Origin of the sequence: Paraburkholderia sp. BR14374, assembly GCF_040948685.1 — a bacterium.
In the GTDB taxonomy this organism is placed as follows: Bacteria; Pseudomonadota; Gammaproteobacteria; order Burkholderiales; family Burkholderiaceae; genus Paraburkholderia; species Paraburkholderia youngii.
In genome coordinates this window covers 424,878-444,377 of sequence record NZ_JBFPKF010000005.1, presented here as the reverse complement: position 1 = coordinate 444,377, position 19,500 = coordinate 424,878, and the positions used below count along the sequence as shown (strand labels likewise).

20 protein-coding genes, 3 tRNA genes and 1 riboswitch are annotated in these 19,500 nt (G+C 62.4%); of the genes, 12 read left to right on the top strand and 11 right to left on the bottom strand.

The annotated features are described in order from the left end of the window. Nucleotides 1–24: 24 nt before the first annotated feature. From AB3X86_RS15255 to AB3X86_RS15240, 4 genes are read right to left on the bottom strand one after another with little or no spacing between them, the layout of a single operon-like run. Nucleotides 25–276 (bottom strand): acyl carrier protein, encoded by a 252-nt coding sequence (locus tag AB3X86_RS15255; RefSeq protein WP_013090186.1) that lies wholly within the window; start codon nt 274–276, stop codon nt 25–27. Next, entirely contained in the window at nt 273–578 is a 306-nt protein-coding gene (locus AB3X86_RS15250) for a phosphopantetheine-binding protein (protein ID WP_176105339.1), read from the bottom strand. The genes AB3X86_RS15255 and AB3X86_RS15250 overlap by 4 nt, the downstream gene beginning before the upstream one ends. Beyond that, a complete protein-coding gene (locus AB3X86_RS15245; RefSeq protein WP_368596573.1) occupies nt 553–1,347 on the bottom strand; it encodes a 1-acyl-sn-glycerol-3-phosphate acyltransferase in 795 nt (264 codons plus the stop codon). The genes AB3X86_RS15250 and AB3X86_RS15245 overlap by 26 nt, the downstream gene beginning before the upstream one ends. After that, nucleotides 1,331–2,056: a beta-ketoacyl synthase chain length factor gene (locus tag AB3X86_RS15240; RefSeq protein WP_368596572.1), complete on the bottom strand. Its 726-nt coding sequence runs from the start codon at nt 2,054–2,056 to the stop codon at nt 1,331–1,333. The genes AB3X86_RS15245 and AB3X86_RS15240 overlap by 17 nt, the downstream gene beginning before the upstream one ends. A 494-nt stretch (nt 2,057–2,550) precedes the next feature. Further along, a riboswitch (yybP-ykoY riboswitch) is annotated at nt 2,551–2,763 on the top strand. A gap of 11 nt (nt 2,764–2,774) precedes the next feature. On the opposite strand from AB3X86_RS15240, the gene AB3X86_RS15235 reads away from it, so the two are divergent. Continuing rightward, on the top strand, nt 2,775–3,347 hold the full coding sequence (locus AB3X86_RS15235; protein WP_176124388.1) for a TMEM165/GDT1 family protein: 573 nt from the start codon (nt 2,775–2,777) through the stop codon (nt 3,345–3,347). Nucleotide 3,348: 1 nt separating this feature from the next. Here the strand turns inward: AB3X86_RS15235 and AB3X86_RS15230 are convergent, their stop codons facing one another. Next, nucleotides 3,349–4,038 (bottom strand): DUF4136 domain-containing protein, encoded by a 690-nt coding sequence (locus AB3X86_RS15230; protein ID WP_368596571.1) that lies wholly within the window; start codon nt 4,036–4,038, stop codon nt 3,349–3,351. Nucleotides 4,039–4,361: 323 nt separating this feature from the next. Here AB3X86_RS15230 and pepN point away from each other — a divergent pair, with 323 nt between their 5' ends. The 5 genes from pepN (at nt 4,362) to AB3X86_RS15205 (ending at nt 9,265) form a co-directional block, all read left to right on the top strand. Continuing rightward, nucleotides 4,362–7,058 carry an aminopeptidase N gene (gene pepN, locus AB3X86_RS15225; RefSeq protein WP_368596570.1) on the top strand — a complete coding sequence of 899 codons (2,697 nt, stop codon included), beginning with the start codon at nt 4,362–4,364 and terminating at the stop codon, nt 7,056–7,058. Nucleotides 7,059–7,262: 204 nt separating this feature from the next. Next, on the top strand, nt 7,263–7,544 hold the full coding sequence (locus AB3X86_RS15220) for a type II toxin-antitoxin system RelE/ParE family toxin (protein WP_368596569.1): 282 nt from the start codon (nt 7,263–7,265) through the stop codon (nt 7,542–7,544). A gap of 16 nt (nt 7,545–7,560) precedes the next feature. Further along, entirely contained in the window at nt 7,561–8,013 is a 453-nt protein-coding gene (locus AB3X86_RS15215; RefSeq protein ID WP_368596568.1) for a HigA family addiction module antitoxin, read from the top strand. Between the two features lie 86 nt (nt 8,014–8,099). Further along, nucleotides 8,100–9,116, top strand: coding sequence for a class 1 fructose-bisphosphatase (locus AB3X86_RS15210; protein ID WP_176381236.1), 1,017 nt, complete (start codon nt 8,100–8,102; stop codon nt 9,114–9,116). A 73-nt stretch (nt 9,117–9,189) separates the two neighbouring features. Then, nucleotides 9,190–9,265: transfer RNA gene (locus tag AB3X86_RS15205), tRNA-Thr, on the top strand. Nucleotides 9,266–9,488: 223 nt separating this feature from the next. Here AB3X86_RS15205 and AB3X86_RS15200 read toward each other — a convergent pair. Further along, nucleotides 9,489–9,686, bottom strand: coding sequence for a hypothetical protein (locus AB3X86_RS15200; protein WP_368596678.1), 198 nt, complete (start codon nt 9,684–9,686; stop codon nt 9,489–9,491). A gap of 667 nt (nt 9,687–10,353) precedes the next feature. Here AB3X86_RS15200 and AB3X86_RS15195 point away from each other — a divergent pair. Together AB3X86_RS15195 and AB3X86_RS15190 are read left to right on the top strand one after the other, a co-directional pair. Then, nucleotides 10,354–10,503, top strand: coding sequence for a hypothetical protein (locus AB3X86_RS15195; protein ID WP_008921206.1), 150 nt, complete (start codon nt 10,354–10,356; stop codon nt 10,501–10,503). Between the two features lie 283 nt (nt 10,504–10,786). Continuing rightward, nucleotides 10,787–11,383 carry a chorismate mutase gene (locus tag AB3X86_RS15190; RefSeq protein ID WP_184226343.1) on the top strand — a complete coding sequence of 199 codons (597 nt, stop codon included), beginning with the start codon at nt 10,787–10,789 and terminating at the stop codon, nt 11,381–11,383. Nucleotides 11,384–11,421: 38 nt separating this feature from the next. On the opposite strand, the gene AB3X86_RS15185 is transcribed toward AB3X86_RS15190, so the two are convergent. Next, on the bottom strand, nt 11,422–12,570 hold the full coding sequence (locus tag AB3X86_RS15185; protein ID WP_368596567.1) for an exonuclease domain-containing protein: 1,149 nt from the start codon (nt 12,568–12,570) through the stop codon (nt 11,422–11,424). A gap of 313 nt (nt 12,571–12,883) precedes the next feature. Then, a complete protein-coding gene (locus AB3X86_RS15180) occupies nt 12,884–13,087 on the bottom strand; it encodes a cold-shock protein (protein WP_013090197.1) in 204 nt (67 codons plus the stop codon). Nucleotides 13,088–13,484: 397 nt separating this feature from the next. Between AB3X86_RS15180 and AB3X86_RS15175 the strand changes: the two genes are divergently transcribed. Then, the gene (locus tag AB3X86_RS15175) at nt 13,485–13,727 is read left to right on the top strand and encodes a hypothetical protein (RefSeq protein WP_368596566.1); all 243 of its coding nucleotides are present in this window, start codon (nt 13,485–13,487) and stop codon (nt 13,725–13,727) included. Between the two features lie 525 nt (nt 13,728–14,252). Beyond that, a complete protein-coding gene (locus AB3X86_RS15170) occupies nt 14,253–15,416 on the top strand; it encodes a porin (RefSeq protein ID WP_176124397.1) in 1,164 nt (387 codons plus the stop codon). Between the two features lie 107 nt (nt 15,417–15,523). Here the strand turns inward: AB3X86_RS15170 and greB are convergent, their stop codons facing one another. Next, nucleotides 15,524–16,093 carry a transcription elongation factor GreB gene (gene greB / locus AB3X86_RS15165; protein WP_176105325.1) on the bottom strand — a complete coding sequence of 190 codons (570 nt, stop codon included), beginning with the start codon at nt 16,091–16,093 and terminating at the stop codon, nt 15,524–15,526. Between the two features lie 123 nt (nt 16,094–16,216). Here greB and AB3X86_RS15160 point away from each other — a divergent pair. Both AB3X86_RS15160 and AB3X86_RS15155 read left to right on the top strand, forming a co-directional pair. After that, nucleotides 16,217–16,293, top strand: a tRNA-Arg gene (locus AB3X86_RS15160). A gap of 74 nt (nt 16,294–16,367) precedes the next feature. After that, nucleotides 16,368–16,444: transfer RNA gene (locus AB3X86_RS15155), tRNA-Arg, on the top strand. A gap of 66 nt (nt 16,445–16,510) precedes the next feature. On the opposite strand, the gene AB3X86_RS15150 is transcribed toward AB3X86_RS15155, so the two are convergent. Then, nucleotides 16,511–16,996 (bottom strand): phage protein NinX family protein, encoded by a 486-nt coding sequence (locus tag AB3X86_RS15150; RefSeq protein ID WP_368596565.1) that lies wholly within the window; start codon nt 16,994–16,996, stop codon nt 16,511–16,513. A 120-nt stretch (nt 16,997–17,116) separates the two neighbouring features. Continuing rightward, nucleotides 17,117–19,474: a bifunctional (p)ppGpp synthetase/guanosine-3',5'-bis(diphosphate) 3'-pyrophosphohydrolase gene (locus AB3X86_RS15145; protein WP_368596564.1), complete on the bottom strand. Its 2,358-nt coding sequence runs from the start codon at nt 19,472–19,474 to the stop codon at nt 17,117–17,119. Nucleotides 19,475–19,500 lie beyond the last annotated feature (26 nt).

The following is a 19,500-nucleotide window of genomic DNA, read 5'->3' as shown; positions in this document are numbered from 1 at the left end:
GCATGCGCGGGTGCGCGGCCCGCATCAGCCTTGCGCCGCGAGCAGCGATTCGACCGCGCCGATCACGTCGCCGACCGTGCGCACGGATTTGAAGTTCTCCGGCTTGATGCGGCGGCCGGTCATCTCCTGCAGCTTGATCGCGAGATCGACCGCGTCGATGCTGTCGAGATCGAGGTCTTCGAACAGATGAGCGTCGGGCGTCACGCGCTGCGGCTCGATCGCGAAGTTTTCCTGAAAGATCGCGCGGATGCGCTCGAGAATCTCAGTCTCGGTCACGATTCAATCCCCTTCCTTGCGGTTTCGTTCGCAGCGTGCGCCGCTTCGCGCTGACTCGCGACCAACGCGGCGAGCGTGTTGATCGAGCGGAAGTGCTCGCGGGTACGTTCGTCGTTCGCCGCGATGGTCAGTTGATATTGTTTGCGCAGCACGATGCCGATTTCGAGCGCGTCGATCGAATCGAGACCGATGCCGTCGGAACCGAACAACGGGGCGTCGTCGTCGATATCGGCGGGGCTCAGGTCTTCGAGATCGAGGGCTTCGATCAGAAGCTTTTTAATTTCCAGTTTTAAAGAATCCATAATCGAACAAGTGCTGGGTAATGTGGGCTTCTACGGCATTCGTCACGCTGCGCGCCGCGATGGCGGCAGTGGTGTCGTGCGCGGCTAGCTCGTCGACGCCAAGCGGCGCGAGCACGTTCACGCGCATCCGGAAAGCGCGCGCCGGCACGTGATACCAGCGCATCTGCCGCGTGAACGCGGGCGGATCGCAATCCATCAACACCGGCACGATCGGCGCGCCGGCCTTCAGCGCCATGTGCGCGAAACCGCGCGAAAAAGCGTGCAGCCGGTTCGGCGCGGGGCTGCGCGTGCCCTCCGGAAAAATGATCATCGTGTAGCCGGCCGCGAGCTGCCTGGCTCCCGCCTCGACGAGCGCGATCGCGTCCGCGTTGCTCACGTATTCGGCCGCGCGCACGATGCCCCAGAAACACGGGTTGTGCCAGTGCGCGTGCTTGACGACACAGCATGCGCGCGGCGTCAGCGACAGCAGGACCATCACGTCGAGGTAAGTCGGGTGATTCGCGACGACGATCGCCGGTCCGCCCGCGCGCAACGTCTCAGCGCCGGATACTTCGAGTTCCATCACGCCGAGGCCGCGCAGCACCGCGACGAGCGCGCGAAAGAACCGATGGATCACAACGCTGACCGCACGCTGGCGCGACGCGCGATGCGGCCACAGCCACGCGAGCGGAAACACGAGCACCGAAAACAGCACGCCGCACACGCCGAACGCGACGAAGGCGAGGCCCGTCGCGCAAAAACGCCACGCGTAATCAAGCCGCGCGCTCATCCCACCTCCAGTGCCACAGCGCGCCGGCGCGCTGCCAGCGCGCGGGCTGGCCGGTTTCGAAGCAGTGCAGCAGCGCCTGGCTCTGGGTCGCAAAGCTCGCGGCGCCGCTCATTGCGGTTCGCGGCTCGCCGGGTTGCCCGGCCACCTCCTCGTCGGCGCGGGTCAGGGAACAAACAACGTGCCCTGCCGACGCATCCTTGTCGAGCAGCACCGCGATCGCGCCGCCGTGCACTTCGTCTTCGATCGTGCCGTACGCGAGATCGGCCGGTTCGTCGGCATAGACAAGCAGCACCGGCAAGTCCGGTTGTGTCGCGAATTGCGCGTACGCTTCGAGCAGCGCATAGCCGAGCGTCTGCGCACCAGCCGATACCGCGCTCGCGGCCGAACGGTCGCCGCGCGCGATCCCGAACACGCCGGTCATCGCGTTCAGCACCGACAGGCTGAAGGCGGTCGGCGACACTGGTTCGCCCGCGCTGATGCTGCGCAGGATGTCGGTGGTACGCCGCAATTCCCCGTGCCGCGACGCGAACACCACGCGCGCGGGTTCCTGCGCGACGCAGTCGTGCGCGACCTTGAGCGCGACCTTGGACAGCGTGCTGAGACGCCGCCGCACGATCGGCTCGATAAAGCCGACATCGGGCGCAGCAGACGAGGTAGCCGGCCAGCTAGACCAGCGACCGACCGGAATGGTCCAGTGCAGATCGGGCATATGGTGTTCGCGCGTAGAAACGGGAAAGGGGCTCAAGCGCCTGACGGAATACACAGCCGTCACAGCGAGCGGCGCCGCGCGGATCGGGAGGTTCCAGCCGGGATCGACCGGTCAGCTGGCATGGGAATGCAGCACCGGCGATCGGCCTGACTTGTCAGGCGCCCCTGACAATCGGTGTGGTGGATGGCGGCTCGGGCTCCTTTTGTGGCCGAATAGTACCGGATATTCTGAAGCAAATCGTCGAGGAAAGACGTATCCATCTGTATCCGCGCCTGAGGCGCAACACATTGTTAGACGATTTGACAAAGCCGGCCGCGGAGACGCACCGCAAGGCCGTTTCGCGCGTCGACGCTGGCGTGCCAACGCCGACAGAATCCACCAAAAAACCTTTCATTGGTCCTTCGCGGAATACGTCGTAGAGCGAAAACACCTCCGCAGGCTCGTCCGCACGCGAACAACATTCGTCACAGCGATGCTGCGGCGCCTGTTATACTCCGCCCCTCATTGGGGAGTAGCCGCCCCGCGGCACGTCCGCACCGCTTCGCCGGTGCGTCGCACGTGTGGCTCGCGGGGGCGCCTGTCAACACACTTGGCCAGCACGGCCATGGCAGTCGCAGCCTTTGGCCTGGCGAGACCGATGATCCACACGCGCCGCAACAGGGCCCGGCGTGTCGTGGGTCGTCGCTCGTTCATCTTCGGCCCGAGGAATCCATTCAACGTGACTCAAGCTTTTCTCATTTCGACCGGCGCGGTCGCGCTCGCCGAAATCGGCGACAAGACGCAACTGCTGTCGCTCGTGCTGGCCGCGCGCTATCGCAAGCCCATGCCGATCATTCTCGGCGTGTTCGCGGCAACGCTGATCAATCACGCGGGAGCCGGCGCGCTCGGCGCGTGGCTCGGTTCGATGCTGACGCCGACCGTCATGCGCTGGGCGCTGGCGGCGTCGTTCGTCGGCATGGGGCTGTGGATTCTGGTGCCCGACAAGCTCGAAGACGAGGAAGCCAACACGAACCGCACGCACTTCGGCGTGTTCGGCACCACGGTCGTCACGTTCTTCCTCGCCGAGATGGGCGACAAGACGCAGATCGCGACGGTCGCCCTCGCCGCGCGCTTTCACGATTTCTTCGGCGTGGTGGCCGGCACGACGCTCGGCATGATGATCGCGAACGTCCCAGCGATCCTGCTCGGCGACCGCTTCGCGCATCGTCTGCCGACGAAGCTCGTGCACGGCATCGCCGCGGTGATGTTCGTCGTGCTGGGCGCGATGGCCTTGTTCGGGGTCGGGGTCTAAGCTACTGCGCGGCCTTCGGCGCCGACGCCGAACCCGCGGGCGGCGTCGCCGCTGGCAGAGACACTTCGTTCGCAGCCGCGCCGCCGCCGAGCGGGATCTTCACGGTGTGCACGGCGCCGTTGGCCAGCGGGAAGTCCGCCAGCGCGCTACGCGCCAGATAAGGCATCGCCCGCAGCAGCGACGACTCCTCGCCGAAATTGCGCGCCGTCACGTTGTAGACCTCCCGGCCGCTCGCACGCTCGGTAATCCGGATGCCGAGCAGATGCGTGAATACCGGGTAGCTCTGGTTCACGTATGTCGCCGGGAACGGCCCCCACGGACCCCACGGATCGAATGGCCGGCCCCAGTAAGGGCCGGGCCACGGGTTGTAGTAGACCGGCTGCGCGACGGTCACGACATCCGAGCGGATGCCATAGGCGAGTTCCACCAGATAGCGCGCTTCGTCGTGAGGGACTTCGCGGAACGCGTGCACGGCGAGCTCGTTTGCGACGATCCGCTCGTAGGCGCTCAGTTCGAGATTGTTCTTCTGATCCTCGTGGCGCGTGAACGCATAGGTGCGGGTTGCGTCGCTGCCGGTCCAGTCGGAGAACGCCGTGACCTGTGTCGTCACGTAGGTCGTGCAGCCGGACAGCAGCACGCTCAGCGCGACGAACAGCAACGCGGCGCGGCGGGTCCATCGATCGAAGTTCATGGTCTGCCTCGTGATGCCTCTGGTTGCATCTATTCCGCTTCGGTTAAAACTCTGCTTCGGCCGCGATTATTCCATCGCGCGATGCGCTCGCCGGCTGACGCTGCCGGGTCCCCGCCACGCACGGCGCCCGATAATACGCTGACCCCGGCAGCGAGCAAAAGGTTCTTGCCCTGTCCGTCGAAACCGGACGCGCTGCCCTGCGCCGAAACTCGCCCCCCTTCCCCTCCGCACGATCGCCCGAGGCTTTGTACAATGAGTCGACCAAGCCAGGCTCGCGCGCCGTTTGCGCGCCCGACCGCTCGAGTACACCACCAAAGAACACCATGGCCGATACCGCAACGCCCAATGTGATCCGCCGCGCCGATTACGCGCCGCCCGCCTTCCTGATCGACACCGTCGCGCTGGAGTTCGATCTCGTCCCCGAACGCACGGTTGTCAGGAATACGATGCGCGTGCGCCGCAACCCGGATGCTTCGCGCGCCGCGCATCTCGAACTGATGGGCGAGCAGCTCGAGTTCGTCAGCGCAGAGATCGACGGGCAGCCGTTCCCGAACGCACACCCGCACGAGCACGGCCTGCTGCTCGACAACGTGCCGGACAGCTTCGAGCTGACCCTCACGAGCATCTGCAATCCCGCGGAAAACACCACGCTGTCGGGGCTGTACGTGTCGAGCGGCAACTTCTTCACGCAATGCGAAGCCGAGGGCTTTCGCCGCATCACCTACTTCCTCGACCGCCCCGATGTGATGGCGAGCTTCACGGTCACGCTGCGCGCGAGCAAGACCGACTATCCGGTGCTGCTGTCGAACGGCAATCTGCTCCAAGAAGGCGATCTGCCCGACGGCCGTCATTTCGCGCGCTGGGAAGATCCGTTCAAGAAGCCGAGCTATCTGTTCGCGCTCGTCGCGGGCAAGCTCGTCGCGCTCGAAGAACGCGTGAAGACCGGCTCGGGCAAGGAAAAGCTGCTGCAGGTGTGGGTCGAGCCGCATGATCTCGACAAGACGCGTCACGCGATGGATTCGCTGATCCACTCGATCCGCTGGGACGAAGAGCGCTTCGGGCTCGAGCTCGATCTGGACCGCTTCATGATCGTCGCGGTCAGCGACTTCAACATGGGCGCGATGGAGAACAAGGGGCTCAACATCTTCAACACGAAGTACGTGCTCGCGAATCCCGAAACGGCCACCGACACCGACTTCGCGAACATCGAGGCGGTGGTCGGCCACGAGTATTTCCACAACTGGACCGGCAACCGCGTGACCTGCCGCGACTGGTTCCAGCTGAGCCTGAAGGAAGGCTTGACCGTGTTTCGCGACCAGGAGTTCTCGGCCGACATGGCGGGCGGCGCCAGCGACGAAGCCGCGCGCGCGACCAAGCGCATCGAGGACGTGCGTGTGCTGCGTCAGATGCAGTTCGCCGAGGACGCGGGTCCGATGGCGCATCCGGTGCGCCCGGAGAGCTACGTCGAGATCAACAACTTCTACACGATGACCGTCTACGAGAAAGGCTCGGAAGTCGTGCGGATGTATCAGACGCTGTTCGGCCGCGACGGCTTTCGCAAGGGCATGGACCTGTACTTCAAGCGTCACGACGGCCAGGCCGTGACCTGCGACGACTTCCGTCACGCGCTCGCCGACGCGAACGGCCGCGACCTCGCGCAGTTCGAGCGCTGGTATAGCCAGGCCGGCACGCCCCGCGTGTCGGTGCGCGCGCGCTACGACGCCGCGCAGCAGCGCTACAGCGTGACGCTGCGCCAGGGCTACGGCGATGCCGTGCCAGCCGCGCGCGAAACGCAGAAGGGTCCGCTGCTGATTCCGTTCGCGATCGGTCTGATCGGCAAGGACGGCCGCGATCTGCCACTGCAGCTCGACGGCGAGGCGAAGGCGTCGGAGTCGACCACGCGCGTGCTCGAATTCGCGCAGACCGAGCAGACCTTCACGTTCGTCAACGTCGGGCAGGAACCGCTGCCGTCGCTGCTGCGCAATTTCTCGGCACCGGTGATCGTCGAATACGACTACACGGCCGAACAACTCGCGTTCCTGCTTGCGCACGACAGCGATCCGTTCAACCGCTGGGAGGCCGGCCAGCGGCTCGCCACCCGCGAGCTGCTCGCGCTCGCCGGACGTGCGGCCACGGGCGCGGCGCTGCAGCTCGACGACTCGGTGGTCGCCGCGTTCGCGCGCGTTTTGACCGACGAGACGCTGTCGCCGGCATTCCGTGAACTCGCGCTGATGCTTCCGTCCGAAGCATATCTGGCCGAGCAGATGGCCGAGTCGAATCCGGCCGCGGTGCACGCGGCACGGCAGTTCGTGCGCAAGCGCCTCGCCAATGCGCTGCGTGACGACTGGCTCAAGGTGTACGAGCAGCATCGCACGCCGGGCGCCTACGAGGCGACGCCGGAGGCGGCCGGTCATCGCGCGTTGAAGAATCTCGCGCTGTCGTATCTGACCGAGCTCGACGATTCCGCGGACGCCGTACGTCTTGCCTCCGCGCAATATGAAGCCGCGAACAACATGACCGACCGCGCGGCCGCGCTGTCGGCGCTGCTCAACGCGGCCGCGCCGCAAGGCGGCAGCCCCGAGGCGCAGCACGCGCTCGACGACTTCTATCGACGCTTCGAGAAGGAGCCGCTCGTCATCGACAAATGGTTCGCGTTGCAGGCCACGCAGCGCGGCGGCGTACAGCATCCGGTGATCGATACGGTGCGCAAGCTGATGACGCATCCGGCCTTCAACCTGAAGAACCCGAACCGGGCACGTTCGCTGATTTTCAGCTTCTGCGCGGCGAACCCCGCGCAGTTTCACGCGGCCGATGGCTCCGGCTACGCATTCTGGGCCGAGCAGGTGATCGCGCTCGACGCGCTCAATCCGCAGGTGGCCGCGCGCCTCGCGCGTTCGCTCGAGCTGTGGCGACGCTTCACGCCGGCGCTGCGCGACAGCATGCGCGCGGCGCTCGAGAAAGTGGCCGCGCAGGTCAAGTCGCGCGACGTGCGCGAGATCGTCGAGAAGGCGTTGGCGTGATGCCTCGCTGAGTTCTCGAGTCGCATCCGAAAGCCGGCACGCGTTGCCGGCTTTTTTTCACGCCGCTTTTTCGTGACGGGCTGCGCTCCCCCGGTCGTGGCACGGCGTTAGCCATTTGGCCGACTGTTCATCGGACCTCGGCGGGGAGAAAGTATACGCACACGTTTAATGGTTTACATTTAACGCAATGCGTTATACGATTCGATGATCACGACATTCGCAGACAAGGCCACCGCAAGAATTTTCCAGGGCAGGTTCGTGCATACGTTGCCGCAATCGATCCAGGCGCTAGCGCATCGCAAGCTGCTGATGATCGACGCCGCGAGCTCCATCGCGAATTTGCACGCACCGCCCGGAAACCGGCTCGAAGCCTTGCAAGGCAAGCGCAGCGGGCAATGGAGCATCCGCATCAATGCGCAGTGGCGCATCTGTTTTCATTTCGTCGGCGAGGACGCGCTGAATGTCGAGGTCGTCGACTATCACTGACTACTGGGAGACCGACATGGTCATCAAACGCTCCGCGCTGAAAAGCATCGATTTCTCCGACATCGATACGGGCGCGGCCATTGACGAGATCCATCCTGGCGAAATTCTGCGCAGCGAGTTCCTGGAGCCGCTCGGCATGTCCGTCAACGCGCTCGCGCTTGCACTGCGGGTGCCGGCGCCGCGCATCAACGACGTCGTGCGCGGCCGCCGCGCGATCTCCGCCGATACCGCGCTGCGGCTGGAGCGCTACTTCGGCGCGAGCGCGCAGTTCTGGCTCAATCTGCAAATCGCCTACGACCTGCGCGTCGCCACCGCCGCCGCCGGCGAGCAGATCGAACGGGAAATCGAACCGATGCCGCGCGCCGAGCGCCCGAAACTGCCCAGCGTGCCCGCCGGGCACGCCCGGGCCGCGGCGCTCGCGGCCAGCGTCAGCGGCACCGTCTCGGCCAGGACGCGCCGCAAGACCTGAAGGCGGCCGTGCGGCCAAAAGCACGGAGCCGACACACACGAGCGGTTAAAATCCCATCATTCTTCTAGCCTTCCCGGAGTACAGCAATGTCTTTGCAACGTCGTACCACTCTCACGAAGTACCTGATCGAGCAGCAGCGTGAAACCAACAACCTGCCCGCCGATCTGCGCCTGTTGATCGAAGTCGTCGCGCGCGCGTGCAAGGCGATCAGCTACCACGTCAGCAAGGGCGCGCTCGGCGATGCGCTCGGCTCGGCGGGCAGCGAAAACGTCCAGGGCGAGGTGCAGAAAAAGCTCGACATCCTGTCGAACGAAATTCTGCTCGAGGCGAACGAATGGGGCGGCAACCTCGCAGGCATGGCCTCCGAGGAAATGGAACAGTTCTTCCCGATTCCGGCGAACTATCCGAAGGGCGAATATCTGCTGGTGTTTGATCCGCTCGACGGCTCGTCGAACATCGACGTCAATGTGTCGATCGGCACGATCTTCTCGGTGCTGCGCTGCCCGGACGGCCACCAGGCCACCGAGCAATCATTCCTGCAGCCGGGCACGGAGCAGGTCGCCGCGGGCTATGCGGTGTACGGCCCGCAAACAGTGCTCGTGCTGACCACCGGCAACGGCGTGAACTGCTTCACGCTCGATCGCGAGCTCGGCTCGTGGGTGCTCACGCAAAGCGACATGCGTATTCCCGTCGAAACTCGCGAGTACGCGATCAACGCTTCGAACGAACGCCACTGGTATCCGCCGGTTCAGCAATACATCGGCGAACTGAAAGCGGGTAAGGAAGGTTCGCGCCAGGCCGACTTCAACATGCGCTGGATCGCATCGATGGTCGCCGACGTACATCGCATCCTGAATCGCGGCGGCATCTTCATGTACCCGGCCGACAAGCGCACACCGGACAAGCCCGGCAAGCTGCGTCTGATGTACGAAGCCAATCCGATGGCCTTCATCGTCGAGCAGGCGGGCGGCGCCGCAACCAACGGCGAGAAGCGTATTCTCGACGTCCAGCCAAAGAGCCTGCACGAGCGCGTCGCGGTGTTCCTCGGCTCGAAGAACGAGGTCGATCGCGTGACCCGGTATCACCTCGAAGCGAAGAAGTGATCGCGAAAGAAAAAATGTATCAAGGGGCTTGCCAAGTCACTGAAGTAGTCCCTATAATCTCGTTTCTCCTGATGCCGGAATAGCTCAGACGGTAGAGCAGCGCATTCGTAATGCGAAGGTCGGGGGTTCGATTCCTCTTTCCGGCACCATCAAGTTTCAAGCAAAAAGCCCAGTCCTCGTGACTGGGCTTTTTGTTTTGCCGTCGCGCAAGACGTTGCCGACCTCCCATTTCCTTGACGAGCCCACACAGACAGTAGCCGGCAATGCCATTCGGCGCTGATCGACCACGACACGAAGCTCCTGCTGAGCCTGCCCAGAGACCCCGTGCGTGGACGAGCAGCACGTTCTCTACCGCGGTGCGCGCGGGCCAGCCTAGTCGGGAACGTGGAGCGGGTCGTATGACCGTGGCATCGCGAGGTTCCGCGCAGCGACAGTATCGGCCTGTGGGGTCGGCTGCTCGGGCGCGCCGAATGCGGCTATCGCTTGCGCGGGTGCCGACGCGAACCACAAGATCCTGCCGGCGCACTCGATGCCGACCTGACGTCCGCTCCAGTAGACAGCGTTTTCCATCGGCAACCTCTCCCCCAATATGAAGAACGTCATGATCCGCTCCGCGCGTCGCGAGTCCGTCTGTCAACGCACGTCGAAACATCGGTAGTCGCTTCAATCATAGGAAAGCGCGATCGCATATGTTCGGCAGGTCGCCAAATGCGCTCCTTTTGTCACAGCAATTCGGGAATGAGTATGCCAACCAACTGTCAGCAATTAATTACCGACAAAAATCTGTAAACAACGGTTGGTCCGGTCAACGCGGCGCGGAATGTGCCGTTTACCAAGTATTAGGCACGCAGTTATGCAATCGGCAAATTAGGAACGTCAATTCAGAAAACGCGAAAATACTGCCGATGCGGCAATGCACAAATTTGTCGCGTGTTTTTCACACGAGAACGTCAAATGCAGGGCAGGGAAATATCGATCGAACGTGCTTAAACCCACGTGGGGCAAGGCGCGAGGGCGAATGGCGGAGGGAGCCGGATCGAGGTGATTTCACGCCGGGCATTAAGCGGATCAGGCCGATCGAGAAACCCAAGCGATAGTTAGACGATAAAGTTTATTCAATCCCTCTGCTGACGTGTCGGCTTGTGCCGTTAAAGCAACAGAGTATGTATGACTCGCATCGGGCACTGGTGCCATGCGGGGAACGAGGGCGATAATCGGTTCGCAAAGGAGAAAGATCATGGATGCCAAACCACCGAAGATTCCGACCCCGGACAAGGTTTTTTACCCGGATCCGGAACCTGTGGCCGTCGAGTTTTTGGGAGCCGAGCTGCCCGAGCATGTTCGCGCTTTCTTCGACGAACAACGCAAGTCGTGCGATCCGAAGTAACGGACCACTGGCGCGGCGCAGCATTCGCGCTCGTTGATATCATGCGCGGTGAGTACTCGCGCCCTCATTACGCGTCCGACACCTCCGTCAGGACGCTGGCTCAGTTCGCCTGATCACAGCAGCTACACTAGGCTACCCGGCTCGGGCGTACGAATACGCGCGTCCTTCACGCACCAATTTCCTATCCGACAACATGTGTAAAGTGGCCCGGCGCGCGAGGTTTGCCGGGCATCATTTATTCTTCTGGTTTTTCCGTCAACGGCCGCCCGGCCAAGTCCACTTCATGAATCGTTTGCATCGCTTCGGCGCGTCATGCGCGCTCGCCATCGCCGCCACCGTCGCTTTCTCGCCCGCCCCCGCCCTTGCCGATGGTGACGACACCGCGCTCACGAACCTGATCGCACTGGTTTCGCAGCGCCTTGCGCTCGCCGAGCCGGTCGCGCGCTGGAAATGGGCGAACCACCAGCCGATCACCGATACGCCGCGTGAAAACGCGCTGCTCGCCGATGTGGAAAAGCGCGCTGCGGCGGCAAACGTCGACCCGGCGTTCGCGCGCGCGTTCTTCCAGGACCAGATCGATGCGAGCAAAGACGTGCAGAACGCGCTGTTCGCGAAATGGCGCAGCACGCAGCCACCGCAAGGTCCCGCACCCGATCTTGCAACCAGCACGCGACCACAGCTCGACAAGTTGACGCAATCGTTGATGGCGAGTCTGGCGCGCGTGCAGCCGCTGCGCGCAGCGGACGATTGCCCGTCGCGCGTCGCGCAATCGCTGGCTAACTGGAAAACGCTGACGCGCTATGACTCCGCGCATTCGAGCGCGATGACGCGCGCGCTAGGTCACGTGTGCGAGACCGGTGGAGTTGGCGCGACCGGCTGATTCCGCCAACGCTACCACGAGCGCACGCTGCATAGGCGTCACAAGACGATGCTCGACTCCGGAGTGTCACGCGATACGCTCAACGGCATCACGCGCAGACCACGAGCCAGATGGCTTTGCAGGATACGGTACGTCGAGAGTTCGAACGACCCCGCCAGTGTCGACGCATGCAGTTGCGCCGCCTGCACGAGCGACGGCGCGTGCCCGAGGTATCGCCAGCGATCGACCACGTGGAAGATGCGCTGCGCGTCCTCACGCTCCTCGAAAACGATCGGCCCCTCGAACGGCCACGGCGCGCTCGCGGGATCGCTCTTCGTCACGCGCGGCAAACGGTTGTGGCCCGGCCGCAGCGTCGCGATCCACTGCGCCTCCGCGAGCATCGCGCCGAGTTCGCCGCCAGTCGCGCGCCATTCGACGCGCCGCACCAGCTGCGCAAGCCGCATATCCTTCGACGAACGCCGCTCGCCGGTCAGATGTGAGCGCAGCCGCTGACGCACGCGCACGCTGCGGCCGACATACAGCGGTGCATCTCCTTCGCCATAGAACGCATACACGCCGCAGCCTGCCGGCGCGGTGTCGAGCAGGTCTTCGGTGATGTCGCCGGCGAGCCGGTAGCGACGCGTCGTGCGCTCGATCTGCGCGCGCAGCGCTTCGAGCGGTACGAGCGTCGGCAGACGCTGCCAGAACTGCCAGATGAGATCGGCGTCGGCGAGCGCGCGGTGACGGTCGGACGGCACCAGCGCATGACGTTCGACGAGCGCATCGAGACCATGGCGCTTTTCGCCGGGAAACAGCGCGCGCGACAGCCGCACCGTGCAAAGCACGTCCGGATCGAACGCAATTCCCGCGCGACGAAATTCGCTGCGTAAAAATCCGCGATCGAAACTCGCGTTGTGCGCAACGAACAGCTTGCCGTTCAGGCGCTCGAACAGCGCGGGCGCGATCGACTCGAACGTCGGTGCGCCGCGCACCATATCGTTCGTGATGCCGGTCAGTTGCTGGATGAACGACGGAATGGGCTGCCGCGGATCGATGAGGCTGCTCCAGCGCGATACGCCGGCCGGCCCGACTTCGACGACGCCAACCTCAGTAATGCGGTGCTCGCTCGTCGAGCCGCCGGTCGTTTCGAGGTCGACGAAAACGATGGGTGCATCGAGCGCCGGTTCCGGCGAAAGCAGTTCAGACATGGGGCAAGAGATTCGGATGCGTGAATTTGCGGCAAGTATGCACCAGCTGGACGGTGCGCATCCACACTGAGCGCCGTCCGCAGGCAGAAACTGGTCGGCGGTCCCTCAATTTTGCGCAGATATCCCACAGACGCTTAAATCATTAATCCGGACGTAGCCAATTTTGCTTCAGTAAATTAACTTCCGACAATAATGCGCATTTGCTGAACCATGCAGTTACCGAAGATCTCGAGGATAGAAATAAAAAACCCTCGCGCGACCGCGAGGGTTTTTCGCTCCCGACTGCGTGGGCGGCGCGCCCGGCGCAGCGCACTTACAGCGGCTGAATGTTGGCCGCCTGCTTGCCCTTCGGGCTGGTCTTGACTTCAAAAGACACCCGCTGGTTTTCCTTCAACGACTTGAAACCCTCGCTACGGATCTCCGAAAAGTGGGCGAAAAGATCCTCGCCACCCGCGTCCGACGTAATGAAGCCAAAACCCTTAGCATCGTTGAACCATTTGACGACACCAGTTTCCATTTCCTGTTTTCCCTCGGTGATTTATCCAAAGCGGGCATTGCCCTTGAATCGATCCAACCCCGATTCAGTTGCCCATATCTGATCAAGACAAAAACCAGAAACAGCCAATCAAATTCGGCTTTGCCGTTATACGGGGAACACAGAATCGCCGTCAAGTAAACTTTTCATATGCGTTTAGCGTATAAAAAGATAATGCTTAAAATCGCATGGATATAGGCTGACTCGTCAAACTTACCTGGAATGATTTAGCCCAGCCTGGAAACGGAAAAATTTGCGCAAATATGCAATGCGGATGTAACAAAATCCATCTTTGCGTAAGTGTTTATCCGAGTTGTTGCTGCGCAGTCCGACTCGCATGATTCAGATGAGTTGTAGCGATGTGCTTCGGGAGGTTGTCATGTTCCAGGAAATTCACCGTCTGATCGCCTGGCTAACTCATTCGCATGCAAAGGTCATACCAGATCAACCTGCAGCCGAGGAATCATCCACGGTTTTCGACTTCGATCCGATGTGGCATGGAGACCACTGGCAGAACCTGCTCTCTTCGCCGATGGATGCGCGCCGTTATGTGATGGAAGACTGGAGCGTGTCCGCGCAGGGTGATTGGGACGACGCGGAAGGCACCGCCCCCGCTCACTAGAGCAGTTCGCGAAGGTCGTCTGCCATAAAAAAAGCGCGACTGGAAGGTCGCGCTGACAAAGGTTTGGAGATCTTTTTCGTCAACGAAAAAGTCTGCTTCGGAAAGCAGAAATTAAAGTATAGCGGTCGCATGCGATTTCGATTGTTCACACAATTGACAATCGTGTATTGCCGCAATAACAACAATCGTCTTCCGCATCTCTTCCCGTTGTTTTTCCGCATCGTTCGGTGTCGCGAATCAGCAACGCGGTTTAGGAAAAATCAGACACTCAATTCCGCCGAGTCGTCGCAAAGCCTTTATCCATAAGGCCGGAATGGCGAATCACGATCGTTTCTTGATGCGTAATACTTTATTGCGCAAATCGGAACATCAACTCCTGGAAGTGTCTCTCTACACTCTGCGTAATCGGAAACCGGCGCGGATCTGGTCAGCGCGCTTCTCACGCGGATTCCGCTTCTCGCAGCGCTCGCGTGAAGGTCTCCTAAGCCAGGGTTTTATACCTCTCTCGCTCTTGGAGTTATATCAATGAAGAAGACACTCATGGTCGCTGCCCTGTCGGGCGTTTTCGTCACGGCAGCGCACGCGCAAAGTAGCGTCACCCTGTATGGCCTGATCGACGCCGGGATTACTTATACGAATAACCAGCGCGTCAGTGCTACCCAGCACGGCGCCAACGTTGCGATGACGAGCGGTTCGGTGAACGGTAGCCGCTGGGGCCTGCGTGGCGCTGAAGATCTCGGCGGTGGTCTGAAGGCCATCTTCACGTTGGAAAACGGCTTTGGCATCAACGACGGCACGCTCAAGCAGCAGAGCCGTATGTTCGGCCGGCAGGCCTTCGTCGGTCTGTCGAGCGACCAGTTCGGCGCTGTCACGCTCGGCCGTCAATATGACAGCATGGTCGACTTCGTCGGCCCGCTGGCGCTGACCGGCACGCAATACGGCGGCACCCAGTTCGCCCACCCGTTCGACAACGACAACCTGAACAACTCGTTCCGTATCAACAACTCGGCCAAGTACACGAGCGCGAACTACGGCGGCTTCAAGTTCGGCGCGTTGTACGGCTTTTCGAACCAGGCTAGCGGCTTCGCGAACAACCGCGCATACAGCGCGGGCGCATCGTACAACTGGGGTGGCCTGAACGTCGCGGCCGCTTACTTGCAACTGAACGCCAACGGCGCAACCGGCGCGGCCGCAGCGTTCAATTCGGGTGGCGCAGTATCGGGCGACAACACGTTCTTCGCGCAACGTCAGCAAACATGGGGCGCAGGCGCCAACTACGCGTTCGGCCCGGCAACCGTTGGCATCGTGTACTCGCAGACGAACCTGCATGGCCTCGTCGGCATCAGCCAGGGCTCATCGGGTGTCTCGGGCGGTATCGGCTTCCCGTCCAACAGCGCCCAGTTCCAGAATTTCGAGGGTAACGCTCGTTACGCTCTGACACCGGCGATCAGCGTTGCCGCTGCATACACGTACACCCGCGCTAACCTGTCCAGCACGCACGTGCACTGGAACCAGGTCGACCTGCAGACCGCATACGCGTTGTCCAAGCGTACCGACGTGTACCTGCAAGGCGTGTATCAGGCAGCAAACGAAGGCTCGATCGTCCCCGCCTTTATCAATGGCGTGGGTAACGCTTCGGGCAACAACAAGCAAGTCGCTGTAACGGCTGGTCTGCGTCACCGCTTCTAAGCACCGCGCAAGGACTGGCAGTAGAGAAGGCGCCGTTCGCGGCGCTTTTTTTATGTTCGCGCCGAAGGGGTCTTTCGCCAGACTTTGCGTGCTCCTCCGCCAGCGCCCTAGCGGTCGGCATCAGGTGGCGGGTACTTGACGTCGAGAATGTCGATCGGCTGAGGGCCGGCCGGTGTGAACAGCGTGACCGTATCGCCGACCTTGGCCTTCAGCAGCGCACGCGCAATGGGCGAAATCCAACTCACGTGCCCAATGTCCAGGTCGACCTCGTCGACACCGACGATCGTCACCTTATGCTCTTCGCCGTCCTCGGTCGCATAGTCGACCGTCGCGCCGAAGAACACCTGGTCGAGGTTTTCCTGCTGGCTGCTATCGACGACCTCGGCCAGATCGAGCCGCTTGGTCAGGAAACGGATGCGCCGGTCAATTTCGCGCAAACGTCGTTTGCCGTAGATGTAGTCGCCATTCTCCGAGCGGTCGCCGTTCGACGCCGCCCACGACACGAGCTTGACGACCTCGGGCCGCTCGACATCGATCAGATGCAGCAACTCATCGCGCATACGCCGATGACCGGCGGGAGTCATGTAGTTTTTGGTGCCTGCAGGCACGTCGGGCTGGGTGACGTCGAGATCGTCGTCGTTGTCCTCGCTCGACTCTTTGACAAAGGCCTTGTTCATAATCGTCCATTAACAGCAGCTAGCAACAACCTGATAAGAGGTTACACGATCGCGCCCGCGACACAAATCGCCGTGATGGGCTTCCATTTTTCAATTCCGTTGGCTATAATCTCGTTTCTGTGTGCGGCTGTAGCTCAGTTGGATAGAGTACTTGGCTACGAACCAAGGGGTCGTGGGTTCGAATCCTGCCAGCCGCGCCACCTTATTCGAGAACTTCCTTGCCGGGCGTTCTCAGGTTTCACCGGTTTTTGCAGTAAGCATCACCGTTTTGCGTGCGGCTGTAGCTCAGTTGGATAGAGTACTTGGCTACGAACCAAGGGGTCGTGGGTTCGAATCCTGCCAGCCGCGCCACCTATGAAGGGCCTTCCAATCGGAAGGCCCTTTGTTTTTCTGGCACACCGTGCACCGTGCGCCAACTCAACGCGGCGGCGACTGGATATCCCCGATCTGCCCGTCCGGGTGCGGCAAGTCCTCGACGACCCCGCCTACCGTCTGCTCGCTGATCGTCTCGGCCCGCATGCCGGTCAGTGCCTGGCGCTCGCGCAGCACGTCATCGACGGTATCGCCGAAATGGCTCGCGACGAACGCCCGCAGCAAAGCAATGCGCAGCGAGTCGCCGCTCCCCTCCGAGGCCCGCTGTCCGCCCTTGAACTCCGCGACGCACAACGCGCCTTTTTCGCTCTGCTCGCGCACATCGAGCCGCATCGCGCGCTCGAGCACAACGGCGGCCGTTTCCCATGACGCGCAAGGCGTGAAGCGCCCGTCCCACGGACGACCACGATCGTTGCCGCGGATCGCAACAGTCTCGCCACTATCGGTAAAGTAGATTTCGCGCACGAAGTCGTGCAGGCTGCGCGCCACCCAGTAATCGAGCGCCACGCCAGCGAGGTCGGATACGTTCATCTGCGTTCTCCCCGGGGTTCAGGTGAGACTTGCCTTCAGTTGTATCCTGAGCCGCACGAAAGATGCCAGACTGGCGTGAACCGCCAGTCCAGGCCGCGCCGACGCCCAGCCGGAAGCCGCTCAGTAATCCGCGCGCTCGCGGTCGATACGCATGCCGCCCTCGTGGCGGTGATGCCCTTCTTCGCTCGGCCGCTCACGCGTGATGCGCATCACGTCCGGATTCGTGCGCACGCGCCGCATCACATTGGCCAAATGCACACGATCGCTGACCTGAATCACGAAGCGCAGAATCGTGGATTCCTGCGACAGATCTTCGTCCATCGCGATATGGACGATGTTCGCGTCCGCCGACGTGATGTCGGCCGCTACGCGGGCGAATACGCCCTTGGTGTTCTTGACCAGCACCTTCACCGCGACATCGAACAGACGCCCCGGCTGCGGCGCCCACGCAACGTCGATCCAGCGCCCCGGATCGCGCCGGTGGATGCGCTGCGCGACGCGGCAGTCGGTGGTATGAATCGCCATGCCGAGGCCGATGCCGATATAGCCCATGATGTCGTCGCCCGGAATCGGACGGCAACACGCGGACAGCTGCACCGACATGCCCTCGGTACCAGTGATGACGACCGGCGGCGCATGCGGCGTCGAGCCGGACTCGGAGCGCGAGTCGTCGTCGGCGTCGCGCCCGCTCATCAGCACTTCGATGCGCTTGGCCATCACCGCGGCGACCCGCCGGCCAAGACCGATGTCCGCGAAAATTTCCTGACGGTTCTTGTTGCCCGTCCATTGCACGAGCTTTTCCCACGCTTCCGGCGTCACGTCCGATAGCGCGAGGCCGTACGCCTTCAACGCCTGATCGACGAGACGCTCGCCGAGCTGCACCGACTCGTTCAGGCGCATCGTCTTCAGATAATGACGGATCGCCGAGCGCGCCTTGCCGCTGCGCACGAAGCCGAGCCATGCGGGGTTCGGCTTCGAATACGGCGCCGTGATGACCTCGACGATATCGCCGCTCTTCAGTTCGGTACGCAACGGCAACAGCTCGTTATTGATCTTCACCGCGACGCACTGGTTGCCGAGATCGCTGTGGATCGAATACGCGAAGTCGAGCGCGGTGGCGCCGCGCGGCAGCGCCATGATCTTCGACTTCGGCGTGAACACGTAGACCGCGTCCGGGAACAGGTCGATCTTCACGTGCTCGAGGAATTCGCTCGAATCGCCCGCTTCGCTCTGAATGTCGAGCAGCGACTTCAGCCACTGGTGCGCGCGCTTCTGCACGTCGTTCAGGTCCGCGCTGCCGTTCTTGTAAAGCCAATGCGCGGCAACGCCCGCCTCGGCGATCTCGTGCATCTTGCGCGTGCGCACCTGAAACTCGATCGGCGCGCCGAACGGGCCGACGAGCGTGGTATGCAGCGACTGATAGCCGTTCACCTTGGGGATCGCGATGTAATCCTTGAACTTGCCCGGAACAGGCTTGAACAGCGCATGCAGCGCGCCGATGCAGGTATAGCACTCGAGCGCGCTGTCGACGACCACGCGAAAACCATACACGTCGAGCACCTGCGAGAACGACAGCTGCTTGTCGCGCATCTTCTTGTAAATGCTGAAGATGGTTTTCTCGCGACCGGTGACTTCGGCGTCGAGCTTTGCCTCGGCAATCGCGCGCTGCACCGATTCGAGAATCTTGCCGACCACCTCGCGACGATTACCGCGCGCCGCCTTCACGGCTTTTTCGAGCGTCGCGTAACGGTGCGGGTTGAAATTCGCGAAGCTCAGGTCCTGCAGCTCGCGATAGGTATTGTTCAGGCCGAGCCGGTGAGCGATCGGCGCGTAGATGTCGAGCGTTTCGCGCGCCACGCGGCGACGTTTCTCCGGCGGCACCGCGCCGAGCGTGCGCATGTTGTGCAGTCGGTCGGCGAGCTTCACGAGGATCACGCGCACGTCGCGCGCCATCGCGAGCAGCATCTTGCGGAAGTTCTCCGCCTGCGCTTCCTCGCGATTGCGAAACTCCATCTTGTCCAGCTTGGACAACCCGTCGACCAGTTCCGCGACCTTCGCGCCGAAGCGCTCGGCGAGTTCCGCCTTGGTCACGCCCTGGTCTTCCATCACGTCGTGCAACAGCGCGGCCATGATCGCTTGGGCGTCGAGATTCCAGCCCGCGCAGATTTCCGCGACGGCGACCGGATGGGTGATGTAGGGTTCGCCGCTCTGGCGATACTGGCCGAGGTGAGCTTCGTCGCTGAAGTGGAACGCCGCCTTGATGTCCTTGATTTCTTCCGGCGGCAGATAGCCGGACAACGCGGACGTCAGATTGGCGATGGAGACGACGTCATGCCGACGCGGCTGCTCCGGCGTGGCGGTCGGCCCGAACAGATGACGAAACGATTGCTCGAGGACCGCGTCGATGTACTTGCGTGCAGACGACGGCGCGTCGGTGTCGTGTTCCGCTTCCGTGGCGGTGGGCGGGGTAGCACTCATGGTCGCCTCCGGTAGCGGTCAGGGTT